The sequence below is a fragment of the Corynebacterium jeikeium genome, assembly GCA_003955985.1.
In the GTDB taxonomy this organism is placed as follows: Bacteria; Actinomycetota; Actinomycetes; order Mycobacteriales; family Mycobacteriaceae; genus Corynebacterium; species Corynebacterium jeikeium_D.
Genome location: CP033784.1, coordinates 522,048 through 542,779, shown reverse-complemented (window position 1 = coordinate 542,779; position 20,732 = coordinate 522,048). Strand labels below are relative to the sequence as shown.

Annotated in this window: 20 protein-coding genes; 5 read left to right on the top strand and 15 right to left on the bottom strand. The window is 59.6% G+C overall.

The window, feature by feature from the left end:
- The first annotated feature begins 237 nt into the window (after window positions 1-237).
- A complete protein-coding gene (locus tag EGX79_02415) occupies window positions 238-606 on the top strand; it encodes a hypothetical protein (protein ID AYX82688.1) in 369 nt (122 codons plus the stop codon).
- A 137-nt stretch (window positions 607-743) separates the two neighbouring features.
- Window positions 744-1,067 carry a WhiB family transcriptional regulator gene (locus EGX79_02410; protein ID AYX82687.1) on the top strand — a complete coding sequence of 108 codons (324 nt, stop codon included), beginning with the start codon at window positions 744-746 and terminating at the stop codon, window positions 1,065-1,067.
- A 119-nt stretch (window positions 1,068-1,186) separates the two neighbouring features.
- Here the strand turns inward: EGX79_02410 and groL are convergent, their stop codons facing one another.
- From groL to EGX79_02360, 10 genes are all read right to left on the bottom strand, one after another.
- Window positions 1,187-2,791: a chaperonin GroEL gene (gene groL / locus EGX79_02405; GenBank protein ID AYX81136.1), complete on the bottom strand. Its 1,605-nt coding sequence runs from the start codon at window positions 2,789-2,791 to the stop codon at window positions 1,187-1,189.
- Between the two features lie 19 nt (window positions 2,792-2,810).
- Window positions 2,811-3,110 carry a co-chaperone GroES gene (locus tag EGX79_02400; protein ID AYX82686.1) on the bottom strand — a complete coding sequence of 100 codons (300 nt, stop codon included), beginning with the start codon at window positions 3,108-3,110 and terminating at the stop codon, window positions 2,811-2,813.
- A gap of 156 nt (window positions 3,111-3,266) precedes the next feature.
- The gene (locus tag EGX79_02395; GenBank protein ID AYX81135.1) at window positions 3,267-3,908 is read right to left on the bottom strand and encodes a hypothetical protein; all 642 of its coding nucleotides are present in this window, start codon (window positions 3,906-3,908) and stop codon (window positions 3,267-3,269) included.
- Between the two features lie 103 nt (window positions 3,909-4,011).
- On the bottom strand, window positions 4,012-5,109 hold the full coding sequence (tsaD, locus tag EGX79_02390) for a tRNA (adenosine(37)-N6)-threonylcarbamoyltransferase complex transferase subunit TsaD (GenBank protein ID AYX81134.1): 1,098 nt from the start codon (window positions 5,107-5,109) through the stop codon (window positions 4,012-4,014).
- A 40-nt stretch (window positions 5,110-5,149) separates the two neighbouring features.
- Complete coding sequence (locus EGX79_02385) at window positions 5,150-5,578, bottom strand: hypothetical protein (protein ID AYX81133.1); 429 nt, start codon at window positions 5,576-5,578, stop codon at window positions 5,150-5,152.
- A 55-nt stretch (window positions 5,579-5,633) separates the two neighbouring features.
- Window positions 5,634-7,370 (bottom strand): pyruvate dehydrogenase, encoded by a 1,737-nt coding sequence (locus tag EGX79_02380; protein ID AYX81132.1) that lies wholly within the window; start codon window positions 7,368-7,370, stop codon window positions 5,634-5,636.
- Between the two features lie 38 nt (window positions 7,371-7,408).
- The gene (gene rimI / locus EGX79_02375; GenBank protein ID AYX81131.1) at window positions 7,409-7,888 is read right to left on the bottom strand and encodes a ribosomal-protein-alanine N-acetyltransferase; all 480 of its coding nucleotides are present in this window, start codon (window positions 7,886-7,888) and stop codon (window positions 7,409-7,411) included.
- Window positions 7,885-8,535, bottom strand: a complete 651-nt coding sequence (tsaB, locus tag EGX79_02370) for a tRNA (adenosine(37)-N6)-threonylcarbamoyltransferase complex dimerization subunit type 1 TsaB (protein ID AYX81130.1) — start codon at window positions 8,533-8,535, stop codon at window positions 7,885-7,887. Before tsaB ends, rimI begins: the two co-directional genes overlap by 4 nt.
- A gap of 30 nt (window positions 8,536-8,565) precedes the next feature.
- The gene (gene alr / locus EGX79_02365) at window positions 8,566-10,179 is read right to left on the bottom strand and encodes an alanine racemase (protein AYX81129.1); all 1,614 of its coding nucleotides are present in this window, start codon (window positions 10,177-10,179) and stop codon (window positions 8,566-8,568) included.
- Window positions 10,176-11,846, bottom strand: coding sequence for an NAD(P)H-hydrate dehydratase (locus EGX79_02360; protein AYX81128.1), 1,671 nt, complete (start codon window positions 11,844-11,846; stop codon window positions 10,176-10,178). Before EGX79_02360 ends, alr begins: the two co-directional genes overlap by 4 nt.
- A gap of 24 nt (window positions 11,847-11,870) precedes the next feature.
- Between EGX79_02360 and EGX79_02355 the strand changes: the two genes are divergently transcribed.
- A complete protein-coding gene (locus EGX79_02355; GenBank protein ID AYX81127.1) occupies window positions 11,871-12,932 on the top strand; it encodes an alpha/beta fold hydrolase in 1,062 nt (353 codons plus the stop codon).
- Window positions 12,933-13,150: 218 nt separating this feature from the next.
- Window positions 13,151-14,503 (top strand): HNH endonuclease, encoded by a 1,353-nt coding sequence (locus EGX79_02350; protein AYX81126.1) that lies wholly within the window; start codon window positions 13,151-13,153, stop codon window positions 14,501-14,503.
- Here the strand turns inward: EGX79_02350 and glmS are convergent.
- Window positions 14,486-16,360, bottom strand: a complete 1,875-nt coding sequence (gene glmS, locus EGX79_02345; protein ID AYX81125.1) for a glutamine--fructose-6-phosphate transaminase (isomerizing) — start codon at window positions 16,358-16,360, stop codon at window positions 14,486-14,488. The genes EGX79_02350 and glmS overlap by 18 nt on opposite strands.
- Before the next feature lie 84 nt (window positions 16,361-16,444).
- Between glmS and EGX79_02340 the strand changes: the two genes are divergently transcribed.
- Window positions 16,445-17,323 (top strand): alpha/beta hydrolase, encoded by an 879-nt coding sequence (locus EGX79_02340; protein AYX81124.1) that lies wholly within the window; start codon window positions 16,445-16,447, stop codon window positions 17,321-17,323.
- 15 nt (window positions 17,324-17,338) lie between these two features.
- Here the strand turns inward: EGX79_02340 and EGX79_02335 are convergent, their stop codons facing one another.
- The 4 genes from EGX79_02335 to EGX79_02320 form a co-directional block, all read right to left on the bottom strand.
- Window positions 17,339-17,620 (bottom strand): hypothetical protein, encoded by a 282-nt coding sequence (locus EGX79_02335; GenBank protein ID AYX81123.1) that lies wholly within the window; start codon window positions 17,618-17,620, stop codon window positions 17,339-17,341.
- Window positions 17,620-18,933: a hypothetical protein gene (locus EGX79_02330; GenBank protein ID AYX81122.1), complete on the bottom strand. Its 1,314-nt coding sequence runs from the start codon at window positions 18,931-18,933 to the stop codon at window positions 17,620-17,622. Before EGX79_02330 ends, EGX79_02335 begins: the two co-directional genes overlap by 1 nt.
- Window positions 18,933-19,268, bottom strand: a complete 336-nt coding sequence (locus EGX79_02325) for a hypothetical protein (protein AYX81121.1) — start codon at window positions 19,266-19,268, stop codon at window positions 18,933-18,935. Before EGX79_02325 ends, EGX79_02330 begins: the two co-directional genes overlap by 1 nt.
- Before the next feature lie 100 nt (window positions 19,269-19,368).
- A complete protein-coding gene (locus tag EGX79_02320; protein AYX81120.1) occupies window positions 19,369-20,559 on the bottom strand; it encodes a hydroxymethylglutaryl-CoA synthase in 1,191 nt (396 codons plus the stop codon).
- Window positions 20,560-20,732: the final 173 nt, after the last annotated feature.

Below are 20,732 nucleotides of genomic sequence, written 5' to 3'. Positions count from 1 at the left end.
ACATCCGGCCAGGGGCGCTATCGCTTCGTGGTTGCCAAACGTTATATACAGGGTAGTCCTTCAGTGATGAAACGCGACAATTAGGCGGAGCGACAGGTGCCCGACAAGGGTTAGCCGAAAGCTAGCTGAGGGTTATTCCAAGGTGAACTAAACCCCAACTAAGTGCATCGCCAATCGACAGGATTGCCGTACAGAGCTGTTACGGTAGTGGTTGTGAACCACAACTTTTTCTCATCCATGCCGCGGGATCCGTTCGAAGGAGATCCCAATGACCCGGCAAGCTTTCTCGAGCCGGATGAGCCGTTTGCTCCACTGACAGACCAGGAACGTCGAGAGGTTCTTGAAGATCTGGCCGCAGTTCGCCTATTCCGCACCGCTTTGAGCCCAGAGGGATTACTGGGCGTCTGCATGTTGTGTGAGGACTGCGGTGACGAGCACTTTTATAACTGGGAGGTTTTGGAAAACCACTACCTGATGCTCCTGTCTGGACAGGCATCTCCGGTTCACGAGCCACAATTCGATCCAGACCCCTCCCGTTACGCCCCATGGGACTACTGCGCAGGCTTTGTCGACGGTCTGCGTTCTCGACGACCTGGCCGTTTCTAAAAATTTGGTAAGAGTTTGACGGAATTGTTTGCGTAGTATCCCGACTGGCCTCCTTAGGTTTACCAACCGTTCATTGTTGGCCTCCACACTTGAGCTCACTGCTTCAAGAAAGCTCAATGAAGGAGACATCAATTCCGATGACGTACATCGACCACTTGCCCGGGCCCAATGCGGATTTGTGGGATTGGCAGCTGCACGGCTCTTGCCGCGGGCAGGACTCCGCGACCTTCTTCCACCCGGAAGGCGAGCGCGGACGCGCACGCAGCCTGCGTGAAGCCCGTGCGAAGGCTATCTGCCGTTCTTGCCCTGTTCTTATGCAGTGCCGTAGTCACGCACTCAAGGTTGGTGAGCCATACGGTGTCTGGGGCGGTCTCAGCGAATCTGAACGAAATGAAATCCTTCGAGCTAAGCCGGCCGCACGTGAACGCGAACTTGAACGCGTTCTAGTTACTGCCATGTAGTCCCTCTCCTCTCTCGGACTCCAGCCAGTTCACATAAAAACCAAAATGCTCCCCACCCTCAGATTGAAAGGTGGGGAGCATTTTACGTGCCAAAGGCCAGGGCACTAGCTCACTCGCAATTAGTGAGCGTGGTCGTGCTGTGGCTCTTCTTCCGGCTTGTCCACAACAGAAGCCTCGGTGGTCAGCAGCATACGCGCCACGGAGGTTGCGTTGACGACTGCGGAGTGAGTGACCTTGACCGGGTCGATGACGCCGGACTCAATCAGGTTCTCGTAAGTGTCAGTAGCAGCGTTGTAGCCGTTGCCGTTCTCCAGCTCACCAATGTGGTAGACAACGACAGCACCGTCCTTACCAGCATTCTCAGCAATCCAGAAAGCCGGACGGGTCAGAGCCTTGGCAACTGCACGGACACCGACTGCCTCGTCGCCCTCGAACTCGTCAGCGAATGCCTCGAGTTCACGGGAGATCTGCACCAGTACGGAACCGCCACCGGCGATGACGCCTTCCTGAGCTGCCGCACGAGCAGCGTTAATGGCGTCCTCGACGCGCAGCTTGCGCTCGTTGACCTCGGTCTCGGTAGCAGCGCCGACCTTAATGACAGCCACACCGCCAGAGAGCTTCGCCAGACGCTCTTCCAGCTTCTCGCGATCCCAGTCAGAGTCAGTGCGCTCAATCTCGGCACGGATCTGGTTACGACGCTCTTCCACAGCCTCAGCGGTGCCAGCACCGTCAACTAGGACGGTCTCGTCCTTGGTAATGGTGATGCGGCGTGCGTTACCCAGCACCTCAAGTCCAACGTCCTTCAGCTGCATGCCAGTGTCAGCCGTAACGACGGTTGCACCGGTGACAACTGCCAGGTCATCCATGAACGCCTTACGACGGTCACCGAAGTACGGTGCCTTCACTGCGGCAACCTTCAAGGTCTTGCGCATAGCGTTGATGACCAGTGCGGACAGAGCCTCGCCCTCGATATCCTCAGCCATGATCAGAGTCGGCTTGCCGGACTCGGCAATCTTCTCCAGAATCGGCAGGAACTCCGGCAGGGAGGAAATCTTCTCGCGAACGAGCAGCACCTGTGCACCGTCAAGAATTGCCTGCTGAGCCTCGACGTCGGTAATGAAGTACGGCGAGAGGAAGCCCTTGTTGAAAGACACGCCCTCGGTCACGGACAGCTCGGTGGCAATCGACTGCGACTCCTCCACAGAGACGACGCCGTCCTTGCCGACCTTGTCCATGGCACCTGCAACCAGGTCACCGATTTCAGTGTCGCGCGAGGAAACGGTTGCCACCTGTGCGATGGCAGCAGAGCTGCTGACCGGGGTGGCGCGCTGCTTCAGCAACTCAACCGCCTTGTCGGATGCAGCGTGAATACCGCGGTTCAGCGAAATCGGGTTTGCGCCGGCTGCAACGTTGCGCAGACCCTCGTGGACCAGCGCCTGTGCCAGCAGCGTTGCGGTAGTAGTACCGTCACCGGCAACGTCATTGGTCTTGACCGCAACGGACTTAACCAACTGCGCGCCGAGGTTCTCAAACGGATCCTCAACGTCGATGTCGCGGGCGATGGTCACACCATCATTGGTGACCAGCGGACCGCCGAAGGCCTTGTCCAGGACAACGTTGCGACCCTTCGGGCCAAGCGTGACCTTGACTGCGTCGGCAAGCGTGTCCACACCGCGCTTGAGGCCTTCGCGAGCCTCTTCGTTAAAAGCAATAAGCTTCGCCATGTGTGGGTACGTCCTCCCTTTAGTTCTCGATAACAGCCAGGATGTCGCGCTGCGACAGCAGCAGGTACTCTTCGCCCTGGTACTTCAGCTCAGTGCCGCCGTACTTGGAGAAGATGACGATGTCACCCTCCTTGACGTCCATAGGAATGCGGTCATCGTCATCGGCCCAACGACCCGGACCAACTGCGATAACGGTAGCCTCCTGCGGCTTCTCCTTAGCGGAGTCCGGGATAACCAGGCCAGAAGCCGTGGTGGTCTCTGCTTCGTTGATCTGGACGAGGACGCGGTCCTCCAGCGGCTTGATGTTGACGTTCGCCACGATGAATTCCTCCATACATGCGGTGATGTGATGTTCTTGTGCCGGTTGGTCTGCCGTGCACAGCCGTCGTCGCGGGTGAACAACTGTGTGTCAAACAACCTTCGTTAGCACTCTACCCCTGCAAGTGCTAACACTCAACAATAGTGAGCGCTAATGCTAATTGGTCAGCTTGTCGGGGTTACACGCCATACGACCGAACACAGTAACCGTCATTCTGTGTTCCTTGATGTACTCATCGCTAAAGCACGGGCCACCAGAACCGGTTGTGTAACGACTGTCTGGCTCCCTCCTTTGCCAGGCACCTTCGTCCCATTGGTAAACCGCAAGTCCACCACTGTTTGCGCGCCCACCCAGCGCCCACCATCCGTCACAGGCGACAATCGTAAAGTTTTCCTCCGTAGTCGGGAACGCCGATGCCTCGCAATCCCCACTAATCGGATAATCGGGCGTAGCCGTACTCGTAGTTTCCTTCTTGGCTTTCTCCGGCGACTTCACCTTCACGGTCTCCGTCGCAGTCGCAGTAACAGTGAGCTTCGGCGTTACTTCATCCTTGGCACCTGCACCAAACCATTGCTCACCTCGACCACTCACAACTAGGTAAAGCACCGCCGCTACAGCGACAATCACCACAAGCAGCAGCGCGATGACTGCCCATAGCACTCCCCGAGCACGACCGCGCTGATGTTCAACTTGCGGTGCTTGCGTTGTTTGCAGTTCACCCTGCGGCGCAAACAGCTCAGTCTGATTATGCGAATTATCGGATGGCTGAAGTTCCCACTCGCTGTAGTCTTTACTCATTTTTGGGCAAGCGCTTTCCTGTAATTGTCCTGCGATCCATGGCAGAGAAACAAGTCAAAGTCAGTTAACGAAATTTAACATGGATCCGAGGGGCAATCACTGCTTATTGCATTACAGGATCTTCCACAGGCATGGAGGGGTCGGTCGGGCAGGCGTAGCCAGAGGGCTTGACCCCCGCGGCAATGAGGTAGGCGGCAGCTGCGCCAATCATGACACCGTTGTCGGTGCACAGCTTAATCGGTGGCACGTGCAGCGTAATTCCTGCCGAGGTAGCTCGCGCCGCTGCGAGTTCACGCAACCTCGAGTTCGCAGCCACACCACCACCGAGCAGCAGCGTAGTGGCCCCCACATCCTGAGCTGCGCGAACGGCCTTCTTGGTCAATACATCGCAGACCGCCTCCTGGAAGGAAGCACAGACGTCCTCTACGGAGTATTCACGACCTTCCTTCTCTGCCGCTTCGACATAGCGGGCCACGGCGGTTTTCAAGCCGGAGAAGGAGAAGTCATGGCGCGCATCCTGCTGGCGCATCATGGCGCGAGGAAACGCGATGGCCTTGCGATTTCCCTGCTTAGCCAACTTATCGATAATCGGTCCGCCCGGGTAACCCAACCCAAGCAACCTCGAAACCTTGTCGTATGCCTCTCCGGCTGCGTCGTCAAGCGTCGATCCGAGCTCCTCCATCGGACGACCAACCCCCTGCACGCGCAGCAGCTGCGTGTGCCCGCCGGAAACTAGCAGCGCCACTGCGTTGGATAGATCCGCGCCGTCGAGAGCTCCGACAGCAACGTGGCCACCAAGGTGATTAATGCCGTAGAAAGGCACACCCCAGGCGGCGGCATAAGCCTTCGCGCCTGCCGAACCGACCAGCAGCGCACCGGCGAGACCGGGTCCCACGGTAGCGGCGACGGCATCTGGGATAAAAGTATCGATACCGAGCTTGGCAGCTGCTTGCGCGCGCGCCTCGGAGACTACTGGCTGCAGGGCTTCCAAATGAGCGCGGGAAGCAATCTCCGGAACCACACCGCCGAAGCGGGCGTGCTGTTCCATGGAGGATGCGACGACGTCGGCAAGCACTTCCACCTCGGGAATGGCGGGGGTGCTGGTGTCGGTGTCGTCGTAGCGCACACGCATCACTGCAGCGCCAGTCTCATCGCAGGAACTCTCGATTGCCAGCAGGGTCAACTCGGTCATAGCAGTCATGGTACTAGCGCACCACCGGGTCACTTACCAGCGACCGAGTTTAAATTTCGAGGCGACCGAGGTTCCGCACAGCGGCACGCCAGAGAGCGTATTCCTCTGGGTAGTCATCGCGGTAGTGACGCACGGCGCGCATACCGTGCTTAATACGCTCGATTTCCTCGTCGCCGATATCCTTGCCCTCGGCGTCGACAAATACGACCGTTCCGCAAATTGCGGTGGTGGGGTCGGTAAAGAAAGCCGAGTTGCCCGTAGCAGCCTCATTGCGGCCGAGGGACGCGACCGGATTCGGTTCAGCGCCCTCAGCCTTGGCCGTCGGGTTGTAGAGAGCGGCGTAATCGGCGCCGTCTTCTTGGAATGCCACCGAAACACGGTCGGAGGAAACTCCGCCGAGGAATGTAGCAGCGGCCTCCAACTCAAATTCGACGATGCGATGCGTCAGGTCAGGGTTCACCAGAAAACCTTTAATCATGGAAACAGAGGTACCGCACCGCACCCGCTCCCGCATCTCGAGAGCGCTACCCCCACTATGGCCGCGGGATGTTGCGGAGGTTCGACCGTGCCATGTTGATCATCTGACCAACGCCGCCGCCGAAGACGGTGCGAGTAGCGGCCTTGGAGAATCCCATCAGCATGTCCCAGGTGATATTTGCCGGGATGGACAGGGCATTCGGGTCGGTGATCATGTCCACCAGCACCGGGCCGTCGTATGCCAGCGCCTCCTGAATCAGGCGAGGCGCATCGGCCGGATCTTCAATTCGGATGGCCTTGATACCCAACGACTCTGCGACTCCGGCGTAGTCCACTGCGTCGTGATCGGTCTCGTGCTCCGGCAGCCCCTGAACCAGCATTTCCAGCTTGACCATGCCGAGCGAGGAGTTGTTGAACACAAACATCTTGATGGGTAGCTGCTCCTGCTTCACGGTGATGAGCTCACCGAGCAGCATTGACAGGCCACCGTCACCGTTGAAGGTAATGACCTGACGGTCCCGGTCAGCAGCCTGCACACCAATGGCCTGCGACAGTGCATTGGCCATAGTGCCGTGACGGAAAGAACCAATCTGCTCTCGCTTGCCATTCGGCGTGACGTAGCGTGCAGCCCAGACATTGCCCATACCGGTATCGACGGTGAAGACGGCATCGTCATCGGCGTACTTATCAATCAGGTCGGCTACATACTCCGGGTGAATCGGGCGCATGTTCTCAACGTCGTGGGTGTATGCCTCGATGACGTGGCTGAGCAGGCGCTCGTGGTTCCGCAGCTGCTTGTCCAGGAAGGAGCGATCGGTCTTTTCATCCAGGTGCGGCAGGATGGTTTCGATTGTGGCAGCCACATCGCCGACGACTGGGTACTTCACCGTGGTACGACGACCGATGGCACGACCATCGATATCGACCTGTGCGACGTTCTTAGTCGGCAGGAAGTCGTTGTACGGGAAGTCAGTACCGAGCAGAATCAACAGATCAGCATCGTTGGAGGCATCGTGGCAGGCGCCGTAGCCCAGCAGGCCGGACATACCGACGTCATAGGGGTTGTCGTACTGGATGTACATCTTGCCACCCAGCGCATGTCCCACCGGCGACTTAATTTTCTCCGCAAGCTTGAGCACCTGTTCGCGGGCGTCCTTCACGCCTGCGCCACAGAAAAGCGTGACCGTTTTAGCCTCGTTGATTGCGTCGGCAAGCGCGGCGGCCTGACCGGCGTCAGGGAATACGACTGGGCGACCGCTGCTGATTGTGGAGGTGACGAACTCATCATTTTCCACTTCATGCGTTGTAATGTCGCCCGGCAGAACCAGCACGGAAACACCGTGGCCAGTCATGGTCGACTGGATAGCGTGATGCAAAACAACGCCACCCTGCTCAGCGGAGTTGACCATCTCGCAGTAACCGGAGCACTCGTTGAAGATGAACTCCGGATGGGTCTCCTGGAAGAAGTTCGAGCCAATCTGGCGGGAAGGAATGTGCGATGCCAGCGCCAGCACCTTTGCGCCGTTGCGGTGGGAGTCATACAGGCCCTGAATGAGGTGGGTATTACCCGGGCCGCAGGAGGCCGCACACACTGCTAATTCGCCGGTGACCAGGGACTCCGCGCCGGCGGCGAAGGCGGCAGCCTCTTCGTTGCGAACGTGCACCCACTCAATGGAGGACTCGCGCACAGCGTCGACAATGGGGTTCAAACTATCTCCAACGAGTCCGAAGATTCGCTTGACCCCCTGCTTCTCTAGGGTTTCTACGAGCTGTTTTGCAAAGGTTTTAGCCATGTGCCTGGTTTAACGCAGATTAGTCAATACGTCAACATCTAGCTGGCCAACTCAGGCCGACACATCGTGTACGCATCCGCCCCAGAGCCCGGATAATAGTTCTTTCGCAGCCCCATATTTTCGAAGCCATAGCGCCGATACATAGCGATTGCGGGTTCGTTATCTGTGCGAACTTCCAAAAACACCGGGCCCGGATCCTCCGCCACAGCTGCCATCAGCGCGTCCATCAGCTGCGTCCCAAAGCCCCGGCGCTGCCACTTCTTCCCCACCCCGATGGTGTGAATCTCGTATTCGGCGGCCCCCGCAGGCCCCAGCTTGGTAATCCCCGCATAGCCGCACAGTTCTTCGTCCTCGTCTACATCTGCAATCAGCCCGACGTAGAAACTGTTCGGCGCGGCCAGCTCTGCCATAAAGGCCGATTCCGGCCAGGGATCGTCGCCGGCAAACAGCTCCGCCTCAATCGCCGCACACGCCTTGGCCGCAGGAGGTCCGAGACGCACTAGCTTGACGACGCTCATCTCATAGCCTTCGGGACAACGGCATCCGGACGGCGCAAGTACAGCGGCACCAGTGGGCCCGGCGCGGAGTCAAAGTCGACCGCTTCAACCATGGCTGTCGGAGTGGGAAAGACTTGTTCGGCAGCAACCTCAAGCCCGGCAATTTGCTCGATGTGGCTGAGACTGCCGCGGGCCTGGCTCGGCGCGAAGTCGGCGGCTTCTGCTGCAAGTTCTTCCTTGAGCAGCTCCATGACGTCGGCTGGCTTGGCCACTGCCGGACCGAAAACCCGCTGGCCATCGCGGTAGGCGGCGAAGTACACCTCGCGGCGGCGGGCATCGGTGACGACCAGTTCATCGCCAACCCCACCCGCAAGCGAATCCAGGCTGCAGATGCCGTAGCAGGGAATTCCCAGAGCGTCGGCGAAGGAGGCTGCGGTGGCCATACCAACGCGCAAGCCCGTAAACGGCCCCGGCCCACAGCCGACAACCACGGCATCTAGCTCGGTTGCCGCCACCCCACTGTCAGTGAGGCACTGCTGAATCAGCGGCACCAGCACCTCGTTGTGCGCACGGGCATCCAGGTGCAGCTTTTCGGCCACGGTTTCACCATCGCGGACAATTCCCGCGGTGACCTGTGGAGTCGATGTGTCAACGGCCAAAATGTTCATACTCAGTAACCTACTTGAACCGACTTGAAGCTACTTGCTCCACGTCCAGGTGACGACGCGGGCATCGTCGTCACGCGAACGATCGATGCTCACCTGTAGATAGCGCTCGGAGAGCACCTCGGCGAGCCCCATTCCCCACTCGGCGACCACGACGCTGTCCTCAAGGTCGGTGTCCAAATCGAGCGAGTCCAGCGCATCGAAGGCCTCGCCATCGGAGCCGGGTCCCTCTTCGCCGAAGAGTCGATAGGCGTCGACGTGGATGAGGGTGACGCCGTCGGTTGCCAGCGGACGGTGCTCGCGGGCGATGGTGAACGTCGGCGACGTCACGCGACCGCGCACATTCATGCCGCGGGCGATGCCCTGCGTGAGGGTCGTTTTGCCCGCGCCGAGTGGGCCATCGAGAATCACCAGATCCCCAGCTGCCAACTCCCGGCCAATTTCCTCGCCGAGGTCACGCATGTCCTCTGCGGTTGGCGCGATGCGGCTGCGCACCCACTTTCGCTCGCTGCGTCCCTTTGGCGCAGTGAGGATTTCGTAGTTAATGGTGCCGGATGCCTTCGCGAGGTCATCGAGACCGGGCTCCCCCAGTGCGGGATCACCAACGATAACCGCAGTGTCGCCGGCCTCGACATCGGTGTCGGGTCCCAGGTCGACGACGAATTGATCCATACACACGCGCCCTACCTGCGGATAGCGTGTGCCATTGATGCTGACCTCGAAATGCCCGGAGGCCGAGCGCATCATGCCGTCGGCATAGCCACAGGGCACGATGCCGACGGTGGTATCGCGGTCAGCTGTCCACGTCTGCCCGTAGGACACCGACTGCCCCGCCGGCAGCTTCTTGACCAAAATGACCGACGCCTCCCACCGCATCGCCGGACGCAATCCATGGGTGGCACCCACAATTGGCTCGCCACCATAAATCGCCAGCCCTGGGCGCACCATGTCGAAGGCCAGGTCCGGACGCGACAACGATGCCGGCGAATTCGCCGCATGGTTAATCAGCTCGTCCAGCCCCGCCTCACGCAGTGCCGCAATCGCAGCACGGAAATTCTGCGCCTGCTTATCGACGCTCTCGTTGCCCGGCTCATCCGCGCACGCAAAGTGCGTGAAAGCACCGGTGATATTCAGAGCACCGGTCTTGTGCAGCTCAACCAGCTGAGCGACCGCATGCTCAAAGTCCCCATTGGCCATAGAGAATCCCGAGCGGCCCAAACCCGTATCGACCATCACCGTCACACGTGGTGTCACCGACAGCGCCCGCCCGGCATTGGCCACGGCCAGCGCATGAGCCATCGACGGCAGACCGAGGTCAATATCTGCAGCCACAGCGCGCTGCACCAACGAGGTGGCTGCTGCGTCCCAGATCCAGGCGAGGATGGGGATGGTGTGGCCGTCGTCAAGCGTGGCGCGGAGTTCCTCGCGGAGGGAGAGCGCCTCGTCGATTGTTGCGACACCGAGCTGCGTTGCCCCGCCGGCCAGCGCGGCACGCGCGGTCTGCAGCGCACCCTGCGAGTAGCCGTCCGCCTTGACGACGGCCATGAATTCCGACACCCCTGCGATGGCCTTGACGGTCTTCACATTGTGGGTGATCGCGTCGAGATTAACGGTATGGGTCAGGATGGCTGGTGCCGAGGAAGTCATAGCCGTATTTTGCCACTGCTGCCTTCGTTGGTGAACCATGCGGTGGCATCTCGGATGGATTCGGCGATGTCCTGGGCGCTGCAGGGTGCTGGTCCGAACTCTGTCTGCGCGGCCAAAAATGCGGCGCGCGCATGAATAATTGCTGGTAGATAGAGGGCTTCGCCACGCGCTACCCAGGCGCCGAGGAGCCCGGACAGTACATCGCCAGAGCCCGGCGTGGCTGCCCAGGAGCTACCCGCGTCAACCACGACTGTGCGCTGCGTTGTCGGATTGACCATCACAGTGCGGCGTCCCTTGAGCAACACTTCGGAGGAGAACTGCTCGGCAAGTTCACGCGCATCTGCGATGGGGTTAGTGACCTCGTGCCCGGTCAGGCGCTCGAATTCACCGGCGTGCGGCGTGAGAACAGTGCGCAGGTTGCGCTCCTGGCCGCGCTCACGAACGAGCTGTCGGATGTCCTCATGCTTCGACAGCAGTGTCAGTGCGTCAGCGTCGATGACCACTGGTTTGTCAGTGGTCAGAATGTCTCGCAGTTCCTCGGCGGCTTTCTCATCAGTGCCCCGACCGGGACCGACGACCCAGGCATCGACGCGTACCTCTTTGCGATCCACCGAGTCCTGCTGCGCAATGACCGTCGGCAAGGCTGCGGTGATGCGGTTGCGTGCGGCCGCGTCGCCGACATAGATGACCGCGGGACTGGTCGCATGCACGGCAGCGGTGGCGCACAGCTGACCTGCGCCCGGATACGCTTCGCTTCCGGCAGCGATTCCTGTAACTCCAGTGGAGTACTTGTGGTCAGCTGCACCGGGTTCGAGCGGGGTCATCGCGCCAAGTGGTGCCGGAAAGCTCCCGCCTAGGGCTTCGTAGAACTCCACGGTCGGAGTCTGGTGGTGGACGGCATTGTAGGTACCGTTTTCATAGAGCGTCTGCCCCAGTCCTGGAAGTTCGAGGGAGAAGGCATCGAGCGCAATTTCGTGTAATTCGACGGTGCCACAGGATTCGGACAGCGAGTGCGCGTAGCGCAGACCGCCGAAAGTCACCGTTGTCGTGGCCTCCACGTGAGATGGCAAGTACGGGTTCTGTCTCTCCTCCAAATCAGGGTCTGGATTGATGGTCTGGGCAGGCGGGTCAAAAGCACGCCCAGTATCGGTTTCTACGCCGCTCGGCACATCAACCGCGAGAATGGGAACTTTGCCCAACCGCGCTTCGCGCACCAACCACGCGGCCTCTTCACGCAGCGCGCCGTGACCTCCGAGCCCCACGATGCCGTCGATGATCAGTGCGTAGTCTTCACTAATCGACCACAGAATCTTCGATAAATCCGTCTCCCGGTCACACCCCAACGGCAGCACCCGCCCACCTGCGAGTTCAAAAGCTTTCAGTGCCCGCTCGTGTGGCTTCGAGCCCAGCAAAACCGCATCCACGCCATGCCCATCCGAGGACAAGTTTCGGCCAGCATAGAGTGCATCGCCACCATTGCCTCCCGATCCAACCAACAGCAGCACGCGACCGCGACCAGGCTCCGGAGATGCCTCTGAGAGCATCCGCTCCGCCACCTCCGACACAGCGGCGGCTGCGTGGCGCATGAGTTCGTCGTCACGCGTTTGTGCGTCCAGATAGGGCTGTTCCGCGGCGCGAATTTCGGCAGCTGTGTAGCAGTACGTCATAAACCCAGCCTACGATTAGCCCCTATGGATGACTACTCCCCGAGCACGCGAGTTTTCGGCCCTCTACTGCGCGCCTTTCCCCAGGCATACCTGCGCTCGTTGCGTCATCCCGAATGGATCCCCCACGGCGTGCAGGACGTTCGCGAAATCCTCGACGGCAAAATCACTCCCGACCTGGACAGATACAACGGTCGCATACCAATTGTCCTGGTTCACGGCACCTGGATGAACTCGTTCAACTCCTTCGCCATGTTGGGGCCGTTCCTCGCCCGGAATCGCCCCGTATTCTCACTCGATTACGGCTCCGACCCCGCCGCGCTGGTCAGCCGTCTCCGTAGCGTCAAAGCCACCACCGATTTAAGCGATGCGCTCGCCGAAGTCACCGACCTTCTCGACCGCTTCCGAGCCCAACTCTCCCTTCCCCGCATCGACCTCATCGGTCATTCCCAGGGCGGTCTGCACTGTCGCAGTTACGCCAACGCGAGCATCGATTCGCTTTACGACGACGCCCTCAACCATGGCCTCAACGAAGAAGAAGCCGAGCAGTACGCCTCCGACAACAGCCCCGTGCGGGCAGTGATCTCGCTTGCGGGAAACCATCGCGGCACTACTGCGTGGGGCATGCGCCGAAGGCTCAGTGCCCTTGAGCGATGCGGCCTACCGATGCACAAGCTCGTCGACCGCCTTGTCGGCCGTGCCTGCATTCAACAGCTGCTGGACTCTGACTACATTGCGACTCTGAACCGCGCAGCGCGTGGCATTACCCGACGTGGTCCGCACTACCTGAATATCGGCACCCCTTTCGACACCGTGGTTCGCCCGTGGACCGGCGCCTTTTTGCCCGAACAAGAGGGTCACCACATTACGAACGTCAACAATGCCACTGGCGGTGGCGACTGGTCTGATCACCTCGCACTGCTCTACTCCCCCAATACGCTCGAACGCATTCACGAGTTCTTGGAGGAACTGGATGGCGCTGAAGCTGGTGATGTTCCGCATCATCCGCGACAGCGAGTCCTGCCTTTGTACGGCGCCCTGCCGAGGGGCCTCGGACGGAGGAGGCTCGGGCGGAGGGGCCGGATCTAATTCAGCACAGAATTTTAGAACATATTTCCAGAATTCTATTGACAGTTTTTCAAACAGGTGTACGATTTGGGTTGTAGGGAAAATTTGTAAGCGAAAGTTCTTTGTCCGGTGCACAGGGGTTGGCGGGACTGGTTGACACAGCCTCTCCATGCTTCTCTCCAACACAGAACTCAATCTTCAATTCTCCGGCGGACACGTAGTAATCAGGGGGATAACCAATGTCATCGTCGCCCACAGAACTTCCAGCTCCAGGTCAAAAGCCCTCATGGGCCAACCAGCAATCCGACGATCCCATTAGCAGCGCGGCCCGTGCCATCAACGCCGCAGACCTTCAACTGATCGATATCTGCGCTCCCGGTGAGGAGGTCGATGTCAATCACCATCTTGCCCGCATAAGCATTCGAACCGGTCTTAGCCGCGGCAAGTGCTCTACGCTCTGCGAAATTGCGCTGATGTTCGAGCGCCTACCAAAAGTCCGGGCTCTCATCGAATCCACCTTCTGTTTCTCGTTAGCCCATCTCCGCGCCATCGCCAATGGCGTTGCCGGGCTGTCACCAGATCAGTTCGACACGGTAGAGCCCCATCTTTTGGAAATGCTCACTCCGACGCGACCTCGACAAGCAATGGTTGGTGTCTACACGCTGTCTCGTCTAATCGGCGACTTGGTTTCTGAGTACAACGACTGCGCCCGCAACGACGGCACCCAACGGGTTCCAGAAGGCGAAGCGGTCGCACTCGCCGACACGGGCGATGGCAAGCACAAAAAGGTCACAGCAATCCTTGAAAACGACCGCGCGACCGAGCTCATGGCCAGGATTCAGGGGATTCGCAACACAGCAATCAATCGCGGTGAACAGTGCACGCAGGCGGAAGCGCTACTACAGCTGGCACAGAATTCGACCAATGCCGAGATTGTCATCAATGTCTACCGCGAGGTCGGTGGTGGGCCAGCATGGATTGATGGCGTCGGCTGGTTGAGCGAGGTAGCCACCGAAGAATGGCTTGCTCGCGCAACTCACATCCGTATCTCCGCCGACAGCAAGGTGGATGGTTACCGCCCCACTGAGAGCCAGGTGGCTCGCGTCCGTGGGCGTGACGGTACCTGCCGCTTCCCCGGCTGCGACGTCCCGGCAGCCAAGTGCGACCTGGACCATATTCAGCCGTACAACCACGACAATCCCGAGCAGGGCGGGCCGACTGACACGGAGAATCTGCACTGTCTCTGCCGCCGACACCACAATCTAAAAACGCACGAGGGCTGGGATATCGACAGATACCCCGACGGAACAGAAGTGTGGACTTCCCGTAATGGGGACACCGCGACTAGCGTTCCGGTTGGGCCGCTAAAGAACGTCGGCAAGCAAACTTTTCATCAGCGTGTGACACGGAAGATGAAGACGATTCAGAAACGCAACCTCGATTGGATGTTGTCATTTTGCCATGTATCCGATGAGGTCTGGGACCTATCCGAGGAAGAAGAAAAACGCATCGAGTCCCTCACGGATGAAGAACTCGATGCGGAGATTGAGCAGTACCGACGAAAGCAGGACGAACTACTCGACGGTGACTGACTTAGCCAGGTTGCGCGGCTTATCGATGTCCTCGTTACCGCACTGGCGAGCGATCTCAGCTGCCAGGAACTGCATCGGAATCGTAGACAACAGCGGCTGGAGCAGCGTGGACGTCTCCGGGATTTCAATCAGGTAGTTCGCAAAAGGAACCACCGACTGATCCCCTTCTTCGGCAATCACGATGGTCTTGGCACCTCGGGCTCGAATCTCCTGGATGTTGGAGACAATCTTGGAGTGCAGCACGGCGCGCCCCTTCGGCGATGGCACTACGACGACGACCGGAAGATCATCCTCGATGAGTGCAATTGGGCCATGCTTGAGCTCGCCTGCCGGGAACCCCTCTGCGTGAATGTAGGCAAGCTCCTTGAGCTTCAGCGCACCCTCAAGTGCGACTGGGAAACCAACGTGACGGCCGAGGAAGAGCATCGTCGGAATAGCACCGATTTCCTTGGCCATGTCGATGAACTCATCGCCCTTAGCGACGACCTTGTCAATCAGTGCCGGGATGGTCTCCAGCTCTTCAAACTCGCGAGTGACCTCATCCGGGTACTTAGTGCCGCGTGCCTGGGCAAGAGCCAATCCGACCAGGTAGTTTGCGGCTACCTGCGCCAGGAACGACTTAGTTGCAGCAACACCAATCTCCGGGCCGGCGTGCGTGTAGAGCACGGCGTCAGACTCACGCGGAATCTGTGCACCGTTGGTATTACAGACAGCCAGCACGCGGGCGCCCTGGCTCTTTGCGTGTCGCACGGCCTCAAGGGTGTCAGCAGTCTCGCCCGACTGCGAAATAGCGACCACCAGCGTCTGGCGGTCCAGCACCGGATCGCGGTAGCGGAACTCGGAAGCGACCTCAATCTCGACCGGGATACGAACCCAGTGCTCAATGGCGTACTTGGCCAACAAACCAGAGTGGTATGCGGTACCACAGGCGACGACGAAGACCTTCTCGATGTCACGCAGATCTTGGTCACTCAGGCGAGACTCGTCGAGAACGATGCGGCCGTCAACGAGGTGACCGGCCAACGTATCGCGGACGGCGGCAGCCTGCTCGTGGATTTCCTTCATCATGAAGGAGTCATAGCCACCCTTTTCGGCTGCGGCGAGATCCCAGTCGATGGTGAATGGTCGACCCTGCTGCTCATTGCCGGCGAAATCCAGGATGCGGTAATCATCTGCGGTGATGATGACGACGTTGTCCTGGCCCAGCTCCACGGCCTCGCGGGTGTGCGCGATGAAAGCCGCAACATCGGAGCCGAGGAACATTTCGTTTTCGCCCACACCGACAATCAGCGGAGTGGAGCGACGAGCAGCGATGATGCGATCCGGGTGGTCTGCATGAGTAAACAGCAGCGTAAAAGCACCCTCGAGGCGGTTGAGCACGGACAGCGCAGAGGCCTCGAAATCACCAGCGGTAGATCCGCCGTCGGAACCGTCCAGGGCACGGGCGAGCATGTGCGCGGCGACCTCGGAGTCGGTTTCGGACTTCAGCTCAATGCCGGCATCCTCCAGCTCCTGACGTAGCGGAGCAAAGTTCTCGATAATGCCGTTGTGGACGATAGCCACCTTGCCGTCATAGGACTGGTGTGGGTGGGCATTCTCATCAATTGGGCGACCGTGGGTAGCCCAGCGGGTGTGCCCAATTCCGGTGGTTCCAGTGATTTTGTCGCGCCCATCCGCATCAAGGGCAGCCTCGAGGTTGGCGAGTTTACCGGCCTTCTTCTCTACAGTGATATGCCCCTGATCGTCGACAATGGCAACACCCGCGGAGTCATAGCCACGGTATTCCATGCGTCGTAGCGCATCGACAGCAATATCCAGGGCGGGCTGATGGCCCACATATCCAACGATTCCACACATGCCCTACAGAATAACCCGCGAAGCGGAAAATCGTCATAACGAAATAGACATTCTCGCTCATCCTGGCACTTTTTCAGCAAAGGTATGCACCTTATAGTTAAGCTATTCACTGTGGCTGACAACTTGAAGACTCTGACATCTAATCTTTCCAAGCGTGGACCGCACCGCGTCATGGTCGGTGATCTCGCTTTTACTGGCCTGCCGGGAAAGGTCTACACGCCTGCCGAGGGCAATGGCATCCCCGGTATCGCCTTCGCACACGATTGGCGCACACCGATTGAGGAGTACCACGCCACGCTGCGTCACCTAGCTTCGTGGGGCATCGCGGTCGCTGCTCCGGACACCGAAAATGGCATCGTGGCAGACCACCGTGGTCTCGCCAACGATTTGGAGACAGCGCTCCAGATTCTCGCTGGTGTCCGCCTCGGAGAGGGCAAGGTCGTCGTCCACCCGAAGAAACTCGGCGTTGCCGGCCACGGCATGGGCGCGGGTGTAGCCGTCCTCGCCGCTGCTGGTCACGACCTCATCTCCGGCGTTGGCTGCGTCTTCCCCGCAACTACCGCGCCTTCCTCCAGCGCCGCTGCAACTAATGTCTCGGCCCCGGGCCTCGTCCTGGCCCCTGGCGAGGATCAGTGGCTCGATCGCGGCAACCCGGCTCGCCTGGCTGTTCAGTGGAAGGGCGATGTCGTTTACCGCGAAGTAGACAAGGCTGACCAGGGCAGCTTCTCGGAAACAACTCTTCTCCGTCGTCTAGCGGGCTTCTCTTCCTCCAAGGTGAAGTACCAGGAGGTCGCGCGCGCCGCACTCACAGGCTTCCTGCTGGCCACGGTCGGTGACGACAAGAAGTACTCAGATTTCGCAGACCCGACCGCCACTATCAAGGGCACAACTAACCGCGACATGGAGTGGCTCATCAAGGAGCTGCCGGAAAACCCGGAGCACTCGCTGATTCCCGGCAAGTAGTCACTAGGCCACGCTTCAGGACACGCCCCGAATCGACTTCACCGTCGGCGTCCCTTTCCCCGCCCGCCCGAACAACCGCGTAACGGTTCCCTTCGGTCGGGCGGTTTTTTGTTGCTTTTCGACGCCCGCCGCCACCTCCCTCTCCTTAATTTCGCGTGCTTTACGACGCTCCTCCAAACCCTGCAATTCTTTCTGTGCCCTCTGTACCGCCGTATCGAACTCCTGCCTAGTCATTGCAGCAGCGTCGTAATAGGCCTGCCCAATCCGGTCATATTTCGCGGCATGCTTACTCCCCATTACCACTCACCTGCCGTTGGCGAATTGACCGCGCCCACAAGCTCCTGGGCGTTGGGCTGCTCAGGGGGCTCGGGCACAGCTGAAGCAGATTCCTGCACTGATGCTGCCGAATCCTGGGCTGGTGCTGGCTGCGGCTCTGCTTGTGGTTCTGGCTGCGGTTCCGCTCGCTGTTCTGCTTGCGTCTCCTGTGGCAGCTCGATTCCCAAGTGCTTTAGTTTCTCAGCTGGAGGAGGCGGTTCAGGAACATTTTCAGGTTCGGGCTCGGGTTCAGGTTCGGGCTTGGGTTCAGGTTCGGGCTTGGGTTCAGGTTCGGGCTTGGGTTCTGGTTCGGGTTCCGGCACACAGTCCTCCGGCGCAGGAGCTGGTGCTGGTGCTGGTGCTGGCGCAGGTGCCTGTTCGCACACTGGCTCTTCCGTCTCCGTGCACATGTCTAAGTTGAGCAGTGAGGACGCGACACTGCCTGCAACCCCGACAGCTCCCGCAATTCCAGCGATACTGGCCGCCCCGGCAGCGCCAATGGCACCTCCAACGGATATTCCAGCAGCAACGCCTGCCTCTATCCCAATATCAACGTTGGCAACGACCCCAATTCCACCAGCGGTAGCACCGTTGCCACCGGTTACAGTAGCTCCTTCGCCACTCCCAGACTCAGCCACCTCTGCACAGGCCGCCGAGGTAGCACCCGAACTGGCTGGAACAGTAGGAGGCTGCGGCGGGGTGGCGACCACCGCGGCCTCAGTGTCACACGCTGCCTGCTCAAGACACTGCTCGATGCAACTATTACGCGCATCGTAGAGCTGACCAGTGGAGTCGACGAGACTGTTACACACCTGCTGGGCCACTTGTGCGGCTTCGGCGCCGACCTCCGGATCGTCGACAAGCGCTTCGCACTGAGAGAGGATGCCGTCGGTTTGCTCAGCCATATCTTCGGCCTGCTTCTCGCAATCCTCAAGGACCTCGTCGACTTTCTTGCCGCACTCGCCGACGCTCTGCGCGCCATTGGCGGACTGCTCATCCTGATTCGCACAGTCCTGCGCAGCTTTATCGCAGCGCTCCTTGGCGGCGTCGGCGGCATCGCCTTTCAAACCGCCCCAATCGAAAGCCATAGCAATAGTTATCGCGGAGGCTATCAACCCCACGGAGTTAGAGAACTTGGACAGGGCGCTGCCCTTCCAGCCGTCAGCGCGTCGCACCTTATCCAAGACTTTGGGCAGATTCTTGCCGATGCCGCCAACCCCGCGCTTGGCTCCAATACGGCTTCCACGGCCAATAACACGCACCAATATCGGAAGAATTCGAGCAACCCATGGCATCAGTCCACTACCTCAATTCCACCGAGGTCGGCGCTCCCGGCGCTGTCACAGCCTGCAAAGACACGCCACTGTTCCCGCACTGCCGGAGCATGATTGCCAAGTCCCGCGTACATCGATTGCCCGTGCTCACGCAGCCTCGCTGCCGCCTGCTGCAGACGGCGCCCCTGGGCGGCAAAACCCTGGCCACAATCTGCTGCGGAAATATCAGGAGCGCTTCCCCACCGCTCATGGCCTTCACGGCCGCGCTGCTCGATCTCTCGGGCAGCCGCTGTCACTGCATCTTCCGAAAAGTGCAGCAAGCCTCCGCCACTGCCTCCAGTAAAACGTGCGGACACGAAAAATCCCCTTCCCCGCGAAAAACAGTTCTTATTACTGTTAGGCGCGAAAAAAGAGGATTCGGTTCCGTCTAAGTACTAGCGCGGGTGCCCCCGGGGGCTAACGAGCGCGGTAGATGCGCTTACACCCCTCAACACCGGTGAAGCTGAATGGGCCGGTGCCAATCAGGGCGTCGTCTCCCAGGTTGGAGTACTCACCCGGATCTTCATGCGTCACCTGAGCGTGGCGGTAGTAGGTCGGATCATCGAGCTTCACGCGTTCAGCCAGTTCACGCGCATTATCTGCGGCGCGCAGCTGGGACTCGTAGCCCTCGACCACATTGCCGGTGAGGAACTCAGCAACCGAGCCGGAACCATAGGAGACAACAGCGACCTTCTTACCAGCCAGGTCCTTCTCGGTGTCCAGCAGCGAGAGCAGGCCGAAGTAGGCCGATGCGGTGTAGGAGTTACCGATGATGCGGTTGTACTCAGTGGTTGGGCCGAGCTGGCGGGCCTCATCCTCTGCGGTGAGCTCCACACCGTTATTGGCCGAAAGCTGCCGGTGCGCCTTGTAGGCCATCTTGGTAAACGGCTGGTGGTAGCTGAAGTAGTCAATCTCGCTGAAGTCCACGCCGCCGCGGGCACGGTAGTCCTCATAAGCACCCTGAACAGCGTCAATGTAAGCGCTAATAGAGAGCTTGCCCTCCACCAACGCCTGGCTGCGGTGGTTCGGCCGCCAGAAGTCCATAACTTCGCGGGTAAAGACGCCCGAAGCCGCATCGATAGCCAGGATGCGCGGATTAGCGGTCACCAGCATGGCTACAGCACCTGCGCCCTGGGTCGGCTCCGCAGCGGAGTCCAGGTCATAGCGGGCAATGTCGGAGGCGACAACGATGACCTTCTCCTCCGGATTGCGGGCCACCAAAGCGCACGCGAACTGCAGCGCCGCGGTACCGGAGTAGCAAGCCTGCTTCAGCTCGACAGATCGCGCGTGCGGGTCAAGACCGACCAGCTCGTGGACATAGACAGCAGCGGCCTTCGACTGGTCGATACCGGTCTCAGTGGCGAACATGATGGTGCGCACGCCGTCGATACCGTGGCGGTCAACGATCTTCTTCACCGCGGCCGCGGCCATCGTCACCGGATCTTCATCAGAGGCAACCACGCTGGAGCGTTCCTGCCCCAGGCCCTTGTGGTACTTTGCCGGTTCCGCTCCGAGTCGGGGCGCAATATCGGCGAGGTCAATGCAGTACGAACCCGTCGCAAAGGCGATGTCATCAATACCGATCGGGGTCACATTGCTTGTTGTCATCAAAACCGTGCCTTCACTACCTCTACAGATTTTTAAGAAATAACGGGCAACGAAACATCCCCCATGTCATCAGAGCGACCATCAGAGCAGTCATCAGACCACGGGAGATTTTGCCCACAAAATGTTAATTGCCTACTACAGAAATCTAGCGCGTTTACCTGAGATTTGTCTTA